Annotated in this window: 19 protein-coding genes, 1 tRNA gene and 1 riboswitch; of the genes, 15 read left to right on the top strand and 5 right to left on the bottom strand. The window is 66.6% G+C overall.

Going from position 1 to position 14,536, the window contains the following annotated elements; all coding sequences use genetic code 11:
• Positions 1-498: 498 nt before the first annotated feature.
• From FJU31_RS03965 to FJU31_RS03940, 7 genes are all read left to right on the top strand, one after another.
• The gene (locus FJU31_RS03965; protein ID WP_150453576.1) at positions 499-960 is read left to right on the top strand and encodes a VOC family protein; all 462 of its coding nucleotides are present in this window, start codon (positions 499-501) and stop codon (positions 958-960) included.
• 144 nt (positions 961-1,104) lie between these two features.
• Positions 1,105-2,046, top strand: coding sequence for an ADP-ribosylglycohydrolase family protein (locus FJU31_RS03960; RefSeq protein WP_150453575.1), 942 nt, complete (start codon positions 1,105-1,107; stop codon positions 2,044-2,046).
• 44 nt (positions 2,047-2,090) lie between these two features.
• Entirely contained in the window at positions 2,091-2,228 is a 138-nt protein-coding gene (locus FJU31_RS19405) for a DUF4124 domain-containing protein (protein ID WP_246161202.1), read from the top strand.
• Positions 2,225-2,539: a hypothetical protein gene (locus FJU31_RS19400; RefSeq protein WP_246161201.1), complete on the top strand. Its 315-nt coding sequence runs from the start codon at positions 2,225-2,227 to the stop codon at positions 2,537-2,539. The genes FJU31_RS19405 and FJU31_RS19400 overlap by 4 nt, the downstream gene beginning before the upstream one ends.
• 271 nt (positions 2,540-2,810) lie before the next feature.
• On the top strand, positions 2,811-3,080 hold the full coding sequence (locus FJU31_RS03950) for a hypothetical protein (RefSeq protein WP_150453574.1): 270 nt from the start codon (positions 2,811-2,813) through the stop codon (positions 3,078-3,080).
• Positions 3,081-3,137: 57 nt separating this feature from the next.
• Positions 3,138-3,461 (top strand): hypothetical protein, encoded by a 324-nt coding sequence (locus FJU31_RS19245; protein ID WP_188115451.1) that lies wholly within the window; start codon positions 3,138-3,140, stop codon positions 3,459-3,461.
• 39 nt (positions 3,462-3,500) lie between these two features.
• The gene (locus tag FJU31_RS03940; RefSeq protein WP_150453573.1) at positions 3,501-4,334 is read left to right on the top strand and encodes an AraC family transcriptional regulator; all 834 of its coding nucleotides are present in this window, start codon (positions 3,501-3,503) and stop codon (positions 4,332-4,334) included.
• Between the two features lie 4 nt (positions 4,335-4,338).
• Here the strand turns inward: FJU31_RS03940 and crcB are convergent, their stop codons facing one another.
• Together crcB and FJU31_RS03930 are read right to left on the bottom strand one after the other, a co-directional pair.
• Complete coding sequence (gene crcB / locus FJU31_RS03935) at positions 4,339-4,731, bottom strand: fluoride efflux transporter CrcB (protein WP_108768434.1); 393 nt, start codon at positions 4,729-4,731, stop codon at positions 4,339-4,341.
• 82 nt (positions 4,732-4,813) lie between these two features.
• A riboswitch (Fluoride riboswitch) is annotated at positions 4,814-4,877 on the bottom strand.
• Positions 4,878-4,915: 38 nt separating this feature from the next.
• Positions 4,916-5,356 (bottom strand): helix-turn-helix domain-containing protein, encoded by a 441-nt coding sequence (locus tag FJU31_RS03930; protein WP_246161200.1) that lies wholly within the window; start codon positions 5,354-5,356, stop codon positions 4,916-4,918.
• 78 nt (positions 5,357-5,434) lie between these two features.
• Between FJU31_RS03930 and FJU31_RS03925 the strand changes: the two genes are divergently transcribed.
• Positions 5,435-5,644, top strand: a complete 210-nt coding sequence (locus FJU31_RS03925) for a helix-turn-helix domain-containing protein (protein ID WP_150453572.1) — start codon at positions 5,435-5,437, stop codon at positions 5,642-5,644.
• A 337-nt stretch (positions 5,645-5,981) separates the two neighbouring features.
• Positions 5,982-6,221 (top strand): hypothetical protein, encoded by a 240-nt coding sequence (locus FJU31_RS03920; RefSeq protein WP_150453661.1) that lies wholly within the window; start codon positions 5,982-5,984, stop codon positions 6,219-6,221.
• A gap of 1 nt (position 6,222) precedes the next feature.
• Here the strand turns inward: FJU31_RS03920 and FJU31_RS03915 are convergent, their stop codons facing one another.
• Both FJU31_RS03915 and FJU31_RS03910 read right to left on the bottom strand, forming a co-directional pair.
• Complete coding sequence (locus FJU31_RS03915; RefSeq protein WP_150453570.1) at positions 6,223-7,272, bottom strand: 4Fe-4S dicluster domain-containing protein; 1,050 nt, start codon at positions 7,270-7,272, stop codon at positions 6,223-6,225.
• A complete protein-coding gene (locus FJU31_RS03910; protein ID WP_150453569.1) occupies positions 7,269-7,556 on the bottom strand; it encodes a hypothetical protein in 288 nt (95 codons plus the stop codon). Before FJU31_RS03910 ends, FJU31_RS03915 begins: the two co-directional genes overlap by 4 nt.
• 181 nt (positions 7,557-7,737) lie before the next feature.
• Here FJU31_RS03910 and FJU31_RS03905 point away from each other — a divergent pair, with 181 nt between their 5' ends.
• Positions 7,738-8,178, top strand: a complete 441-nt coding sequence (locus tag FJU31_RS03905) for a group III truncated hemoglobin (protein ID WP_150453567.1) — start codon at positions 7,738-7,740, stop codon at positions 8,176-8,178.
• Between the two features lie 44 nt (positions 8,179-8,222).
• A complete protein-coding gene (gene hemN, locus FJU31_RS03900; protein WP_150453566.1) occupies positions 8,223-9,632 on the top strand; it encodes an oxygen-independent coproporphyrinogen III oxidase in 1,410 nt (469 codons plus the stop codon).
• Between the two features lie 15 nt (positions 9,633-9,647).
• Here hemN and FJU31_RS03895 read toward each other — a convergent pair.
• Positions 9,648-9,734, bottom strand: a tRNA-Leu gene (locus FJU31_RS03895).
• A 115-nt stretch (positions 9,735-9,849) separates the two neighbouring features.
• Between FJU31_RS03895 and FJU31_RS03890 the strand changes: the two genes are divergently transcribed.
• From FJU31_RS03890 to FJU31_RS03875, 4 genes are all read left to right on the top strand, one after another.
• Complete coding sequence (locus tag FJU31_RS03890) at positions 9,850-10,878, top strand: TraB/GumN family protein (RefSeq protein WP_150453564.1); 1,029 nt, start codon at positions 9,850-9,852, stop codon at positions 10,876-10,878.
• Positions 10,879-10,944: 66 nt separating this feature from the next.
• Positions 10,945-11,391, top strand: a complete 447-nt coding sequence (locus FJU31_RS03885) for a BLUF domain-containing protein (RefSeq protein WP_150453563.1) — start codon at positions 10,945-10,947, stop codon at positions 11,389-11,391.
• Positions 11,392-11,499: 108 nt separating this feature from the next.
• Positions 11,500-12,786, top strand: coding sequence for a nucleotide sugar dehydrogenase (locus FJU31_RS03880; RefSeq protein WP_150453562.1), 1,287 nt, complete (start codon positions 11,500-11,502; stop codon positions 12,784-12,786).
• 43 nt (positions 12,787-12,829) lie between these two features.
• Positions 12,830-14,452, top strand: a complete 1,623-nt coding sequence (locus FJU31_RS03875; RefSeq protein ID WP_150453560.1) for an FMN-binding glutamate synthase family protein — start codon at positions 12,830-12,832, stop codon at positions 14,450-14,452.
• Positions 14,453-14,536: the final 84 nt, after the last annotated feature.

Genomic DNA, 14,536 nt, shown 5'->3' with positions numbered 1-14,536 from the left:
TAGTTGCGGATTGCAAATCCGTTTACAGCGGTTCGATTCCGCTTGAGGCCTCCAAATAAACCCCTGATTCGTCAGGGGTTTTTCTTTGCCTGACATCTGCAAGCACGCCGGGAAACCAATCGACTGCGGGCGAATCCTGCCAGTACGCGATCAAGCGGACAGGCCGGCTACCTCACCGCGGACAAACCTGATGGCAACAGTGAACTGAGCATCTGCGACGACGTGCAGGTGGCAATGACAAGGTCGCCGAACTCTATGGCGCGTGCTGTGATGCCGACGGCTCTCACCCATCATGATGTCGGTAAAACACTGATCCGCTGGCAGAGTACGAACTGCTGGTGACGCCCCTGATGCGTGCTGGCCCGACACTGCGCAGTCACTTGACGGGACAAGCCGCGCCCCATAGGTTGCGTGGATGACGCCCATCTTCACCCTGCCACTTGCTGCTGCCCCAGAAACAGTCCTGCATGCCGGTTCGGCCACCATAATCATCCAGTCATGACCAACACGACTCCTCTCGGTGGCGTTGATCACGCCGGTTTTGCAGTTTCCTCCCTGGACGAATCCATCCAGTTCTGGACCCAGGCGCTGGGTTTCGAGCTGCAACGGCAATCGGAGATGGGGGGTGATTTCCTGCATCAGGTTACGGGCGTTGATGATCCGAACGTGCGTACGGCAATCCTTGTGGCGCCGAATGGTTTCATGGTCGAGCTGCTGCAGTACTCAGGAGGTCGCAAGCATGGAGCCGCGCCGGAGAGTGCCGGTGCGGTCGGAGCTGCACATCTGGCTTTGAACGTGAAGGATGTTCATGCCGCCATTGCCCGTGTAGAAGCTGCGGGATGGAAAGCGAAGGGCAGCCCACGACCAATCCCAGGGGGGCCACGCAAGGGCACACTGGCGGCCTACGTTTCCGGACCCGATCACATCACAATCGAGTTCATGCAGCCGCCGAGCAGATAAGGTGAATAGCTGCATATCTGTTCGCTGGCAGACCGGATTAACGGTCTGCGTTGCTGCCTGCATTTGGCTGGTACACCTTTGCGGCGCTTGAATTGAGACAGGGGTCCGGGAACACCTGATGCCGTGTCTGGTTACACTCGGGGAATGATCCAGATCGACAACTTCCGCGGCGCACTGCTCGGATTGGCCTGCGGCGACGCCGTCGGCACCACGGTGGAATTCAAGCCGCGCGGCAGCTTTACCCCGCTCACCGACATGGTCGGCGGCGGCCCGTTCAATCTGAAGCGGGGGCAGTGGACCGACGATACTTCGATGGCGATGTGCCTTGCCGAAAGCCTGGTGCGCTGCGATGAGTTCGACCCACGCGACCAGATGACCCGCTATGCCAACTGGTACCGCAACGGTTACTGGAGCGCCACCGGTGAGTGCTTCGACATCGGCATGGCCACGCGCGCGGCCATCGACCAGTTCCTGCTCAGCGGACAGCCGCTGTCGGGCAATGACGACCCGCGCAGTGCCGGCAATGGCTCGATCATGCGCCTGGCGCCGGTGGTGCTGCGCTATGCCGGAACGCCGGAACTGCCGGCGATGGCCGAGCTGAGTTCGCGCACCACCCATGCCACGCGTGAATGCCTGGACGCATGCCGCTTGCTGGCGGCCGCGATCGAGCGTGCGCTGGACGGGCAATCGAAGCAGGCCGTGCTGGATCTGCGCGACATCCCGGTGCAGGGCGAACGCCTGCAGCAGATCGCCGCTGGGCAGTACCAGCAGGCAAGCCGTGAGCAGATCCGTGGCAGCGGCTATGTGGTGGACAGCCTGGAGGCGGCGTTCTGGTGCTTCCACCGCCACGAAACCTTCGCCGCTGCGGTGTTGGAAGCGGCCAACCTGGGCGACGATGCCGATACCACCGCGGCGGTGCTCGGCCAGTTGGCCGGTGCCTTCCATGGTGCGGCCGGCATCCCCGCGCACTGGCTGCAGGTGCTGGCCATGCGAGCGGAAATCCAGGTGCTGGCAGACGCGTTGTGTGAACGGAATCGGGCTGCACGCGCTGGCGAGGGCTTTGCCGTTGCCAGGGAGCCCTCGTAGCGTTTGAGGTAGCGGGCCACCACGGCCACGGACAGGAGGTCTGGATGAATGCGAAATGCGGGATGGGCCTGGTGCTGTTGCTGCTGGCGCCGGTGGCGTCGGCGCAGGTCTACAAGTGCAAGGGCGCGTCGGGCGAGACGTCTATTCGTAGGACCCGTGCGGTGCCGGCAGCGAGCCGATGAAGCTGCGCTCGAACCGCGCCGGATCCGAGAGCGCTGGCGAAGCGTCCAATCGCGCGGCGGTGTATCGCACCACCGGCATGAGTGACGCGGGCATGGCCGAGCGCAACTGCCTGCAGGGGGAACAGACACGTGCTTATGGCCCGCCTGAAGCGCGTACGCTGGCCGTCAACCGGCAGGTCGCCGAGCTGGATCGACAGTTGGCAGCCGCCCGCAGCGCACCTGCGGACGCCAGCAGCCCACTGTCCACTGCCACGCTCGAATCGGGGCATCCGTGCGCAGATGTCCAGCCTGCAGCAGTCGCTGAGTTCTGAGCGCGTTGCCGCCGATGCGCGGATGTCCGCGGCGCGCGAGCGCTGTGCGTCCGCGCGCCGGGGGCAGGAAGACCGTGTCAACCCGCAGTACGCCACGCCAGTCGGGCCCTCGCCCTGAGGCGGCGCTGACCGAGCCGGGTCGGCTCCAGGTCGTGACGCAATCAGTCTCAAACCGTCACGACATGGCAACGGGGTATGGTCAAGGTCCACGTCTTCGGGGGCAGCAATGGCAAGCAGGGACATGCAGGACCGCATGCGCGGCAGGTCAGCAGTGAGCAGATCCACTTCGGATGTGCGCTGGCTGTCATTCCGGCTCAAGAACGGTCAGTCGATCGGACCGGATCAGTTGAAGGACGGCTGGGTGATCGCTTCCGAGACGCGCCATTGCGGCGTGCGCCGCGAGCGTATCGAAGGCTCGGGCGTGGTCTATGCCCTGTATGGCCCCTCCGATCTGCCATCACCGCGCCGCGCTGAACTGCGCATGCGCGATTTCCTGATGCGCTCTGGCTACACCTTCACCATGGGCACGCTGGGCGGCTGAGGCTGCCTGCTGCATCTGCGCGGGCGCGCTCAGGGGCGCACGCTCAGTATTTGGTCGATGCTGCCGCTGGGCCCACGTTCGCAGGGTGCGCGGCGTGGTGCCGCCGATCTACCCTCGGTGAATGGTCCCCAAGCACGCCACGTTGATCATCCGCATTCCCGACGGGAAGTCGCGGTAGCGCGCGGTCGCCACGGCCATGCAACCCGCGCCGGGAAGGCACGGCTGCGCGCCCGCAACGCGCGCGGCGAGCATCCGTTCCAGGCCAGCGACGCGGAGTTCGAGCAGATCACCCGGCATTTCGTTGCGCCTGCGCCGGAGGAGGGCTTCCAGGTGATCCGCTACGTCGCCGAAGGTTTCATGATCCCGGATTCGATACGATAGGTCGCATCAGCCATCATCTGCTTGATCCGGAGTCCCGTCATGGTCGACCGCCTTGCCATCCTGCTGGAACGTTTCGCGGTCAACGCCTCGGTGTTCCATGCCGGCGCGCTGTGCGGCATCAACAGCCTGCCGGGTGATGATGAGGCCGGCCAGTTGCACCTGGTGCGGCGCGGGCCGGTGCAGGTCACCCACGGCCAGCAGACCGTGCAGGTCGATGTGCCGAGTCTGCTGCTGTACCCGCGGCCGATGCCGCACCGGTTCACTACCGATCCGCAGCACGGTGCCGACATGGCCTGCGCCAACCTGCATTTCGAAGGCGGCCGGCTCAATCCGATCAGCGCTGCGTTGCCCGATTTCATCTGCATGCCGCTGACGGATCTGTATGGCGGCAGTGCCGCGCTGGACCTGCTGTTCGAGGAAGCCTTCGAGCAGCGCTGCGGGCGCACGGTGATGGTCAACCGCCTGTTCGAGGTGGTGATGATCCAGGTGCTGCGGCAGTTGATGGAAGGCGGGCAGATGCGCGGCGGCCTGTTTGCCGGGCTCGGCCACCCCCGCCTGCGCCTGGCCCTGGTGGCCATGCACGAGGCGCCGGCGCAGGCCTGGACGCTGGAGGACCTGGCCGAAACCGCCGGCATGTCGCGCAGCGTGTTCGCCGCCAGTTTCCGCGAGGCGATGGGGACCACGCCGGGCCAGTACCTGCAGGGCTGGCGTGTCAGCCTGGCCCAGCAGGCGCTGCGGCAGGGGCGGCCATTGAAGCGGATTGCCGACGACGTCGGTTACGGCAGCGAAGCCGCGCTGTCGCGTGCGTTCAAGGCGCACACTGGCCAGTCGCCACGGCAGTGGCGCGAACAGGATCGCGCCAGCGCCGTTTGAGCGCTCAGCCCAGCGCGAGCCGGGCCAGCTTCATGCCGCCAAACAGGCCGGCCAGGCCAAGTGCGACCGAGCCGCCGGCATACAGCGCCGCCAGCCCGTGCTGGCCGCGCTGCAGCAGCAGGCCGATTTCCAGCGAGTAGGTGGAGAAGGTGGTGTAGCCGCCGAGGATGCCGGTGGTCAACAGCAGCCGCAGCTGCGGCGAGGCGCCATTGCGCAGGGCGAAGGCCTCCACCACCACGCCCATCAGCAGTGCACCGCTGATGTTGATGAGGAAGGTCGACCAGGGCCACGGGCTGCCGACGGCGACGCGCGCGCCGAGCAGGTTGCAGGCGTGGCGCAGGCACGCGCCCGCGCCGCCTCCCAGGAAGACCAGGGCATAGTTGTTCAGTGCTTGCATCGTTTGCCTCGAATGCTGGTTAGCAGGATCGACGGCGTATGCAATGGCGGGCACCGCCTGCCATCGACGAACGCCGGGTTCGTCAACAACAGGAGCCATCAGCCATCTCAGGCGGTTATCGGGGGAGCCCCATCCCCATCACGCGCCATGCTACCAGCGCGACGCGGCGCTGGGCAGGAATCTGTCAGGGCAGGGCGGTGGCGACCACGCGGGCGACCTTGCTGCGGCTGATGCCTTCGCGCAGCAGATCGTTGGCCATCAACCCCAGCGATGCCTGGCGGCGGAAGCCAACATCAAGCCCGCGCCGGTCGAGGATGTTGGCCACCAGCTCATAGGCGGTTTCCCACACATCCAGATAAGCCTCGCTGGGCAGGTACATATAGGCGCTGCCACGTTCGCCGACCGCGCCATCGACCGGACCGAACAGCAGTTCGCGCGGATCCATCTTCACTGCATCGGCGATGCGGAAGAGCTGCTCGGCTTTTACGTGGTCAGCCTTGACGTTGTCGTTGAGCCAGTTGCTGACGGTGGCGGTGGTGCTTTGCGCGGCGCGGGCCAGGTCGGCCGGGCGAGGGTGCCCGGCTTCCTTCATGGCGGCGGCGAGTCGTTGTCCAAGAGTATTCATCTATGCAAGCCAGCTTAACGCGTGGATTCAAAAGAATCCTTGCCACCAGAATAAGTCTGATGACGAAAGAGATCGAAAATGGACGAAATCTGGTGCAAGCGTCAGGTGCGCATCCGGCTGGGCCTGGAGACCGACGCCGAGCTGGCCAGGCTCTTTGGAATCAGCCGATCCGCTGTCTCGCAATGGCCCCGCGACTATCCGATCCCGCCGCTTCGGCGCTACATGCTGCAGCAGCGCTATCCGCGTCTATTTCCGGCGGATAAGAGCGATGAGGCGGAATCCATCTAGGTAGCGACTTGAAATGTCGCAAACCCCTTGTCACTCCGTCTTTGTTAAGCGCGCTTATCGCGATAGTTGAATTCAATGGAAGCAGGCGCGGCAGGGGCGCGGCGGTATGCGTGTCTGACGGGGTGTCGGCTTTGGCGTGCCGGGGATAAGAGGCAGGCACGTGGGCCGTGTCATGAACGATTAATAATTTCAATCGCGAAAGTCGCAGCCCGTAATTGACCTGTCGTGAAAATTGTGACTAATTGGCATCAACCGGCCGTGAAAGCCGGGAGTCTTTCAGTAACAGGGCGAGACTGGTTGACCGTCAACGATGCAGGACAAGTCCAACGGAGGTCGTATGCAATACGGCATGCATGGCTTGGCTGAACGGGTACGCCGCGAACTGGAAGCCAGTTATCACAAACACGGATGCGGTCCGGCGTTCTGGGATACCTACCAGCAGGTGCTTGATCGCCTGGTTCCACAGGGAACCGAGCGTACCGAAGTGACCAACGATCTGGCGCTCATCATCGAGCAGCTCGGCATTGTCCGCCGCGCCCAGCTGGTCCCGCCGGACGGCAGCAGCCGCCCGCGTTGAATCAGCACAGGCGCCAGGCGCCGCACGCCAGCAGGGCCGCCAGCAGGGATGCCAGTACGGTGGTGCGTGTGCGCCACCAGCGCGGTGCCTGCCCGGCCATCACCTGCGGGCTGCAGTAGCGCACCAGTCCCGCGCCGAAGCCGGCGCGGTGCTGCTGCTGCGCGCACGCTTCCAGGCAGGCACCGCAGGCCAGGCAATCGGCCTGGGGCCCGTGGCGGATGTCCAGCTGCATCGGGCAGGCCGCCACGCAGGCCGCGCAGTCGGTGCAGTCCCCCAGCCGGTCCGCACTGAAGGTGGGCATCGGCCCCGCCAGCAGCGGATGGGCGGCACGGAACACGTAGTCCTGCGCGGTGACCGGGTCGAGCAGGCCACGGCCGCGCGATTGCACGCCGCCCAGTGCGGCGGGGCGGGCGCCACGGGGTTCGCCGCGCCGTGCGTCGTAGAGCATGCGCGGGGTGTGCGGATCGGTCAGCAGCGGCTGCAGGCGCGCGAACGGGCATAGCGAATGGCACACCTGCTCGCGCAGGAAGCCGGCATTGCCGTAGGTGGCCCCGGCATAGAACAGCACCCAGAACACTTTCCATCCGCTCCAGCCGCTTGCGGCGGGCAGGCCGACCAGGCCGTGGATGGGGCTGAACAGGCCGACGAAGGTGATGCCGGTCCACAGCGAGAGCAGCACCCAGCACAGTCGGGTAGCGACCGTGGCCGCGCGCGGGGGCAGCCCTTGTGCCAGCACGTGGGCGATGCCGTCGAAGGCGCGCATCCACAGGGTCTGCGGGCAGGCGTGGCCGCACCAGACCCGGCCGGCCAGGTGGGTCAGCAGGGCCAGGCCGACGGCGAGCACCGCGAGCAGGCCCAGCAGCATGCCGATGTCATCCGGCCACAGCGTCCAGCCGAACAGATCGAAGCGGCGTGAGACGAGGTCGAGCAGCAGCGCCTGGCGTCCATCCCAGCGCAGCCAGGGCAGCACGTAGAACAGCGCCAGCAGCGTGGCACTGAGGGCGCCACGCCAGCGCCAGGGGCGCGGCAGGGAGGGTGCGGCGCAGCTCATCCCAGTGGCAGCTCATTGTCGTCGCCATCGCCGATCGGGCGCAGCAGGTAGCCGGTCACTGCACTGGACAGCGCAGTGACCGCCCAGAACATGAAGAAACCCGCGGTGTAGCCCAGTTCACGGCTGATCGTGCTGCCCGGGAAACTGATCGCCTGCAGCCGCAGGGGATCGACGAAGGCGAAGAACACCACGCTGGCCAGGCCGGCGGCAATGAAACTGGGCCAGAGGACCGCGCCCCAATGCTGGATCAGCCGCTGGCGGCGGCCGGAAGACGATGTGTTCATGCTGTCCCAGGTCTGAGGAAGAGGGCGGCGCGTATACTTCGCGGTGGTCGGCGCAGCATCCGCAGGGCATGCGTCCTGCAAGCGTGTCAGCCTAGGCGGGCCGGTCCGCGCCGACATTGATCTGGATCAACAGCGGCAGCCGCCGCCTTCGGCACACTGCCGATCCGTACTGGACGACCTGATGAACGCACCATCCCCGACCGAACTTCCCGTCGCCTCGCTGGCACTGTGCAGCGAAGAGGAAGTGACCCGCCTGGTCCATGATTTCTATGCGCGGGTGCGCGAGGAGGAGCGGCTGGGGCCGGTGTTCAACGGGCATGTCCATGACTGGCCCTCGCACCTGGCTCAGCTGGTCGATTTCTGGTCGGCCATGCTGCGCGGTACCCGCCGCTTCAATGGTTCGCCGATGTCCAAGCACATGGCCATCGACCTGGACAAGGATCTGTTCGACCGCTGGCTGGTGCTGTTCCACAGGACCACCGCCGAGTGCGGTAACCCAGCGATGCAGGCGCTGGCCGACGACGTGGCCAAGCGCATCGCCGAGACCTTCTGGCGCCGCTACCAGATGCTGCGCTGGCCGCAGGTGGGCCTGCCGGTGCTGGGCATCCGCGGCCAGGATTGATCGAGGTCAAGGCGGGGGCGCCGCGCCGGCGCGATGCTGGCGCCATGGATACGTTCTCTCCCGCCGCTGGTGGCCTGGCATGGACTTTCGACCCTGATCTGCTGCGCCGGCATGACCGGCCGGGGCCGCGCTACACCTCCTATCCGACCGCGCCGCATTTCCACGATGGCTTCGATGCGCCGGCCCTGCGCCAAGCGATCGCCGACAGCAACCGGACGGCGCGCGCGCTGTCGCTGTACGTGCACGTGCCGTTCTGCTCCAGCCCCTGCTTTTACTGCGGCTGCAACCGGGTGATCACCCGCGATCGCGGCCGTGGCCACAGCTACGTGGCGAGGGTGCTGGCCGAGGCCGACCTGCTGGCACCGCAGTTCGATGACGGACGCGAAGTGATCCAGCTGCACCTGGGTGGCGGCACGCCCAATTTCCTTGATGCCGACGCCATGACCACGCTGGTGGAAGGGCTGCGTCGGCGTTTCGATTTCAGTGACTCGTCCCAGCGCGATTTCTCCATCGAACTGGACCCGCGTTTCATCGATGCCGGTGACGTGGCGATGCTGGCGCGCCTCGGCTTCAACCGCGCCAGCCTCGGCGTGCAGGATTTCGACCCGCACGTGCAGGAATCGATCAACCGCGTGCAGGGCGTGCGGCAGACGCTGGACATCCTGCGCGCCTGCCGTGACAGCGGCATGCGCTCGGTCAACGTCGACCTGATCTACGGCCTTCCCGGGCAGAGCCTGGAAGGCTTCGGGCGCACCCTGGAGCAGGTGCTGGCACTGCGCCCGGATCGCCTGGCGGTGTATGGCTACGCGCATCTGCCGCACCTGTTCCGCGCACAGCGGCAGATCGACGAGAGCCGGCTGCCTTCACCGGAAGACAAGCTGGCCCTGCTCGGGCTGGCAGTCGAACGTCTTTCCGCGGCGGGCTACCAGTACATCGGCATGGACCACTTCGCGCTGCCCGAGGAGGATCTGTCGCGCGCGCAGCGTGCCGGCCAGCTGCACCGCAATTTCATGGGTTACACGACCCACGCCGATACCGATCTGCTGGGCCTGGGGGTGAGTGCCATCAGCCACGTGGGGGCGACCTACAGCCAGAACCCGCGCGATCTGCCGTCATGGGAGGCGGCGGTGGACCAGGGCCAGCTGCCGGTATGGCGCGGCGTCGCGCTCAGCGAGGACGACCAGCTGCGCGCCGAGCTGATCCAGCAGCTGATGTGCCAGGGCGAGGCGGATGGGCATGCATTGGCCCAGCGCCATGGCGTGCGCTTCGAGGAGTACTTCGCGCAGGATCTGCAGGCCGTGCAGCGGCTGCAGCGCGATGGCCTGGCCGAGTACCGCGATGGGGTGGTGCGCACCAGTGAGCCGGGGCGGCCGCTGCTGCGGCTGCTGGCGATGTGCTTCGATCCGTATCTGCGCGTTGCGCAGGAACAGCCGCGGTATTCGCGGGCGATCTGAGGCGTGTTGCGCGCATGGTGCCCGGAGCCGGAATCGAACCGGCATGGGGTTGCCCCCGGCAGATTTTAAGTCTGATGCGTCTACCAGTTTCGCCATCCGGGCCTGCAGCGCGCGCCGATTGTAACGGAATCGCTGCCCGAGCCGGGGGATAACGCCACCTTTACGCAGCTGGCTGCGGCGCTGGTTACAGTCCGCCCACTCTCCCGGAAATGGCGACATGCACGGACGTGGCAGGCAGTGGATGCAGTGTGGGCTGGTGCTGGCCGTGTGGCTGGCGGCAGGGGTCGTGTCGGCAAAGCCGGCACCACCGCCCGCCGGGCCGGACGCGGTGGTCGACCTGGACACCGTGCAGGTCACCGGTGAACAGCCCGGCCCGGGCCTGTGGAAAGTGACCGGCCCGCAGGGCCATGTGCTGTGGATCCTCGGTACGGTATCGCCGCTGCCGGCGCGTGTGGAATGGCGGTCGGATGAAGTCGAGCGCACCATCGCCGGTGTTGATCATGTGCTGGGCGACCCGGGCTTCGGAATGGACGCCAAGATCGGCTTCTTCAAGGGCCTGACCCTGTTGCCGCTGGCGAAGAAGACCGCGCGTGATCCGCAGGGGCGCACGCTGGACCAGCTGCTGCCCGCGCCGACCTATGCGCGCTGGCTGGGCCTGAAACAGACCTACCTCGGCAATGATCGCGGCGTGGAGAAGGATCGCCCGCTGGTGGCCTCCGGCCGGCTGTATCAGGCCTTCCTCAAGCGCAATGGCCTGCGCGACAGCAAGCAGGTCAAGGACACGCTCAAGCGCGCCTACAAGGCCCACGATCTGCAAGCGGAAGACGTGCAGGTGAAGCTGAAGATCGATGACATCCGTGGCGCGCTGAAGGAGCTGCAGGCCTCGGAAGTGGATGACCGCGCGTGCTTCGAACGTACGCTGGATACGGTGGAGTTCCAGGCGCCGGTGCTGCGCGAGCGCGCCAATGCCTGGGCGTTGGGTGATGTCGCCGCGTTGAAGCGCCTGTCTTCCTCGACGATGGCGCAGAGCTGCCGAGAAATGCTTCAGGACTCGGAGTTCGTGCGCCGCCGTGGCTGGAGCAACCTGCCGCAGCAGGTACGCGCGCGGTGGCTGCAGGCGGCCGATGCCGCGCTGGCCAAACATGCAGGCACGTTTGCAACGGTGCCGGTCAGCCAGCTGCTGGGCGAAGGCTACCTGGAAGAACTGACCCAGCGCGGCTACGTGATCGAGGCGCCGCCGGAATAGCCGGCGCTTGAAGTCCCCGTGCTTCCTGTCATATTTCCCTTTATCAGGGGAAGGGGAAGGGTGGAGATGGCGCTGCGTGCGTTTGCCTACGTCAGCACGGCCAGGGAAGGGCTGGACGTGTCCGATCTCGATGCGCTGCTGGCCGACGCGACCACCTTCAACCGCATCGCCGGTGTCACCGGTGTGCTGATGTTCGACGGCACCCGCTTCCTGCAGTACATCGAAGGGCCGCGCGATGGCGTGGCATCGGTGCACTCGCGCATCCTCAATGCGCGCCGTCACGGCAGCGTCGGCGAGCTCGCTGCGGGCGCCCTGCAGTCGCGCTGGTTCCCACGTTGGACCATGGCCAACCGCATGATCGATGTGGCCACCCTGGACAGCATCGTGACCGCGCCCTGGCAGGGCTTCGACAACGCGCCGGCATCGTGCAGCCACGGTTTCGCGCTGCTGCTGCAGGCCTGGACCGGCGGCCACGGCGAACTGGAGCCGGCTGCCGTCAGCCTGGGCTCCTGAGCGGGGCGTGGCCCGCCGCCGCCGGAGCGGTTAACCTTGGCGGCCTGCTTGCCTGCCTTCGGAAATCCGGATGACCCAGACCCTGTCGCTGCCAGCGAGGCATCGCGCATGAGCGCACCCATCGGTGCTGCACAGCGGCCGCTGCCGGCCGTGATCGGGCTGGGCTATGTGGGCCTGCCGCTGGCGGTAGCCTTCGGCCGGCACATCCCCACGCTTGGCTACGACATCGACGCGGCGCGCATCGCCGAACTGGGCAGTGGCCAGGACCACACCCTGGAGATGGAGCCGGAGGAGCTGGCCGAGGCCACGCAGCTGCGCTACAGCAGCGACCCCGCGCAGCTGGATGCCTGCAACGTCTACATCGTCACCGTGCCGACGCCGATCGATGCCTACGAGCAGCCGGACCTGGAGCCGCTGCGCTCGGCCACGCGGCGGGTGGCCGGCCACCTGCGCGCCGGTGACCTGGTCATCTACGAATCCACCGTCTACCCCGGCACCACCGAGGAAGTGTGCGTGCCGCTGCTGGAAGAGGGCTCGGGGCTGCGCTTCAACGAAGATTTCTACTGCGGTTACAGCCCGGAACGGGTCAGCCCCGGTGATCGCCAGCGGCGCCTGGCTGACATCCGCAAGATCACCTCGGGTTCGACCCCGGCGGTGGCCGCGGTGGTCGATGGCCTCTACCAGCGCATCATCGCCGCCGGCACCTTCCCGGCGCCGTCGATGCGCGTGGCCGAAGCGGCCAAGGTGGTGGAGAACATCCAGCGTGACGTCAACATCGCCCTGGTCAACGAGCTGGCGCTGATCTTCGATCGCCTTGGCATCGACACCCAGGACGTGCTGGACGCTGCTGGCAGCAAGTGGAACTTCCTGCCGTTCCGCCCCGGCCTGGTCGGCGGCCACTGCATCGGCGTGGACCCGTACTACCTGCTGCATAAATCCGAGAGCGTGGGCTTCCACCCGGATCTGATCCACACCGCGCGGCAGGTCAACAACCGTGTCGGCGAACACGTCGCCACCCGCGTGTTGGCGATGCTGGCCGAGCGCGGTCGTGCGGCAGCGCAGTCGCGCATCCTGGTGCTGGGCGTGACCTTCAAGGAAGACTGCCCCGACCTGCGCAACAGCCGTGCGCTGGAACTGGCCCAGCGCCTGCAGTCGGCCGGCGCACAGGTGCAGGTGAGCGACCCGTGGGTGGGGCCGGCGGCCCTCGCTGACGCCAACGTGCACTGGGTGGCCGAGCCGCAGGCCGGGCAGTACGACGCGGTGGTGCTGGCGGTGGCTCATGCCAGCTTCAGGGCGCTGGATGAAGACCGCATCCGTGCCCTGCTGGCGCCGGACGGGCTGGTCTACGACGTGAAGTCGGCCTGGCCGCGCAGCGTGGTCGACGACCGCCTGTAGACACCCGCACGGTAGACTGTGGCGGTTGCAACCGAGGAACGCCATGCACCGGTACATCGTCTACCTGCTCGCCATCCTGCTGTTTCCCCTGTGCCTGTGGCTGGCCACGATCTGGCCGGCCTGGTACTGGGGCGTAGGCCTGACCGCCGCGATGGTGGCGCTGGGCACCTGGGACCTGCTGCAGAAGCGCAGCACCCTGCGCCGCAACTATCCGGTGATGGCGCACTTCCGCTACGGCCTGGAATCGATCGGCCCGGAAATCCGCCAGTACTTCGTGCAGAGCGACCTGGAGGACGTGCCGTTCTCGCGTCAGCAGCGTGCGCTGATCTACCAGCGCGCCAAGAACGAGATGGACACGGTGCCCTTCGGTACCCTGCGCAGCACCTACGCGGTGGACTACGAGTGGATCAACCACTCGCTGGCACCGACCACCATCGCCGCGCATGATTTCCGCGTGCTGATCGGTCCCGCCTGTGCCAAGCCCTATTCGGCCAGCGTGTTCAACATCTCGGCGATGAGCTTCGGCTCGCTGTCGGCCAACGCGATCCGCGCACTGAACGACGGCGCGCGTCGCGGCGGTTTCTACCACGACACCGGCGAGGGCTCGATTTCGCCGTATCACCGCGAGATGGGCGGCGACCTGGTCTGGGAAATCGGCTCGGGCTACTTCGGCTGCCGCGACGAGAAGGGCGGTTTCAGCGAGGAGCGTTTCATCGCCAATGCCACCCACGATCAGGTCAAGATGATCGAGATCAAGCTGTCCCAGGGTGCCAAGCCGGGCCACGGTGGCGTGCTGCCGGCGCCGAAGGTGACTGCCGAGATCTCCGCCACCCGTGGCGTGCCGATGGGCGTGGACTGCGTGTCACCGTCGCGCCATTCGGCGTTCTCCACGCCGGTGGAACTGCTGCAGTTCGTGGCCCGCCTGCGTGAGCTGTCCGGTGGCAAGCCGGTGGGCTTCAAGCTGGCCATTGGCCACCCGTGGGAATGGTTCGGCATTGCCAAGGCCATGCAGGAAACCGGCCTGCTGCCCGATTTCATCGTGGTCGATGGTGCAGAAGGTGGCACCGGTGCGGCGCCGGCCGAGTTTGTCGACCATGTGGGCGTGCCGATGCACGAGGCACTGCTGCTGGTGCACAACACCCTGGTCGGCCTGGACCTGCGCGAGCGCATCCGTATCGGTGCGGCCGGCAAGATCACCAGTGCCTTCGAGATCGCCCGCACCATCGCGCTCGGCGCGGACTGGTGCAATGCCGGCCGCGGTTTCATGTTCGCGCTCGGCTGCATCCAGTCGCTGAGCTGCCATACCGACAAGTGCCCGACCGGCATCGCCACCCAGAATCCGGCGCGCTGGAAGCATCTGGATGCACCGGACAAGGCCACGCGCGTGCACAGCTACCACGAGCACACCCTGCATGCGCTGAAGGAGCTGTTGTGCGCGGCCGGTCTCAATGACCCGGCTGAGCTGGGGCCCGAGCACATCCTGCGTCGCGTGTCGCCGGTCGAGATCCGTTCGCTGGCCTCGCTGTACCGCTACCTTGAGCCTGGCGAGCTGCTGCACAAGGTGCCGGACCACGCAGTGTTCCACGCGTTCTGGGCAGAAGCCCGCAGCGATTCGTTCCAGCCGCCGCCGCGCATCCAGGCGCTGCGCGCGAGCAAATCGCGATAACGGTTGCGTAGAGTCGAGGGGGGGGGGGGGGGGGGGGGTTGGGATAAAAGTGTGGAGGCACCAGCCAACAGCGGGGTGGGGGGG

This window comes from Stenotrophomonas cyclobalanopsidis (assembly GCF_008710035.1).
Classification (GTDB): domain Bacteria; phylum Pseudomonadota; class Gammaproteobacteria; order Xanthomonadales; family Xanthomonadaceae; genus Stenotrophomonas; species Stenotrophomonas cyclobalanopsidis.
The sequence above is the reverse complement of the archived record's forward strand: the minus strand, read 5'-3'. Positions and strand labels throughout refer to the sequence as shown.

Coding starts and splice junctions, on each gene's coding strand:
- FJU31_RS03965 (WP_150453576.1), top strand. CDS start 499: ATGACCAACACGACTCCTCTCGGTGGCGTTGATCACGCCGGTTTTGCA.
- FJU31_RS03960 (WP_150453575.1), top strand. CDS start 1,105: ATGATCCAGATCGACAACTTCCGCGGCGCACTGCTCGGATTGGCCTGC.
- FJU31_RS19405 (WP_246161202.1), top strand. CDS start 2,091: ATGAATGCGAAATGCGGGATGGGCCTGGTGCTGTTGCTGCTGGCGCCG.
- FJU31_RS19400 (WP_246161201.1), top strand. CDS start 2,225: ATGAAGCTGCGCTCGAACCGCGCCGGATCCGAGAGCGCTGGCGAAGCG.
- FJU31_RS19245 (WP_188115451.1), top strand. CDS start 3,138: ATGCTGCCGCTGGGCCCACGTTCGCAGGGTGCGCGGCGTGGTGCCGCC.
- FJU31_RS03940 (WP_150453573.1), top strand. CDS start 3,501: ATGGTCGACCGCCTTGCCATCCTGCTGGAACGTTTCGCGGTCAACGCC.
- crcB (WP_108768434.1), bottom strand. CDS start 4,731: ATGCAAGCACTGAACAACTATGCCCTGGTCTTCCTGGGAGGCGGCGCG.
- FJU31_RS03930 (WP_246161200.1), bottom strand. CDS start 5,356: ATGAATACTCTTGGACAACGACTCGCCGCCGCCATGAAGGAAGCCGGG.
- FJU31_RS03925 (WP_150453572.1), top strand. CDS start 5,435: ATGGACGAAATCTGGTGCAAGCGTCAGGTGCGCATCCGGCTGGGCCTG.
- FJU31_RS03920 (WP_150453661.1), top strand. CDS start 5,982: ATGCAATACGGCATGCATGGCTTGGCTGAACGGGTACGCCGCGAACTG.
- FJU31_RS03915 (WP_150453570.1), bottom strand. CDS start 7,272: ATGAGCTGCGCCGCACCCTCCCTGCCGCGCCCCTGGCGCTGGCGTGGC.
- FJU31_RS03910 (WP_150453569.1), bottom strand. CDS start 7,556: ATGAACACATCGTCTTCCGGCCGCCGCCAGCGGCTGATCCAGCATTGG.
- FJU31_RS03905 (WP_150453567.1), top strand. CDS start 7,738: ATGAACGCACCATCCCCGACCGAACTTCCCGTCGCCTCGCTGGCACTG.
- hemN (WP_150453566.1), top strand. CDS start 8,223: ATGGATACGTTCTCTCCCGCCGCTGGTGGCCTGGCATGGACTTTCGAC.
- FJU31_RS03890 (WP_150453564.1), top strand. CDS start 9,850: ATGCACGGACGTGGCAGGCAGTGGATGCAGTGTGGGCTGGTGCTGGCC.
- FJU31_RS03885 (WP_150453563.1), top strand. CDS start 10,945: ATGGCGCTGCGTGCGTTTGCCTACGTCAGCACGGCCAGGGAAGGGCTG.
- FJU31_RS03880 (WP_150453562.1), top strand. CDS start 11,500: ATGAGCGCACCCATCGGTGCTGCACAGCGGCCGCTGCCGGCCGTGATC.
- FJU31_RS03875 (WP_150453560.1), top strand. CDS start 12,830: ATGCACCGGTACATCGTCTACCTGCTCGCCATCCTGCTGTTTCCCCTG.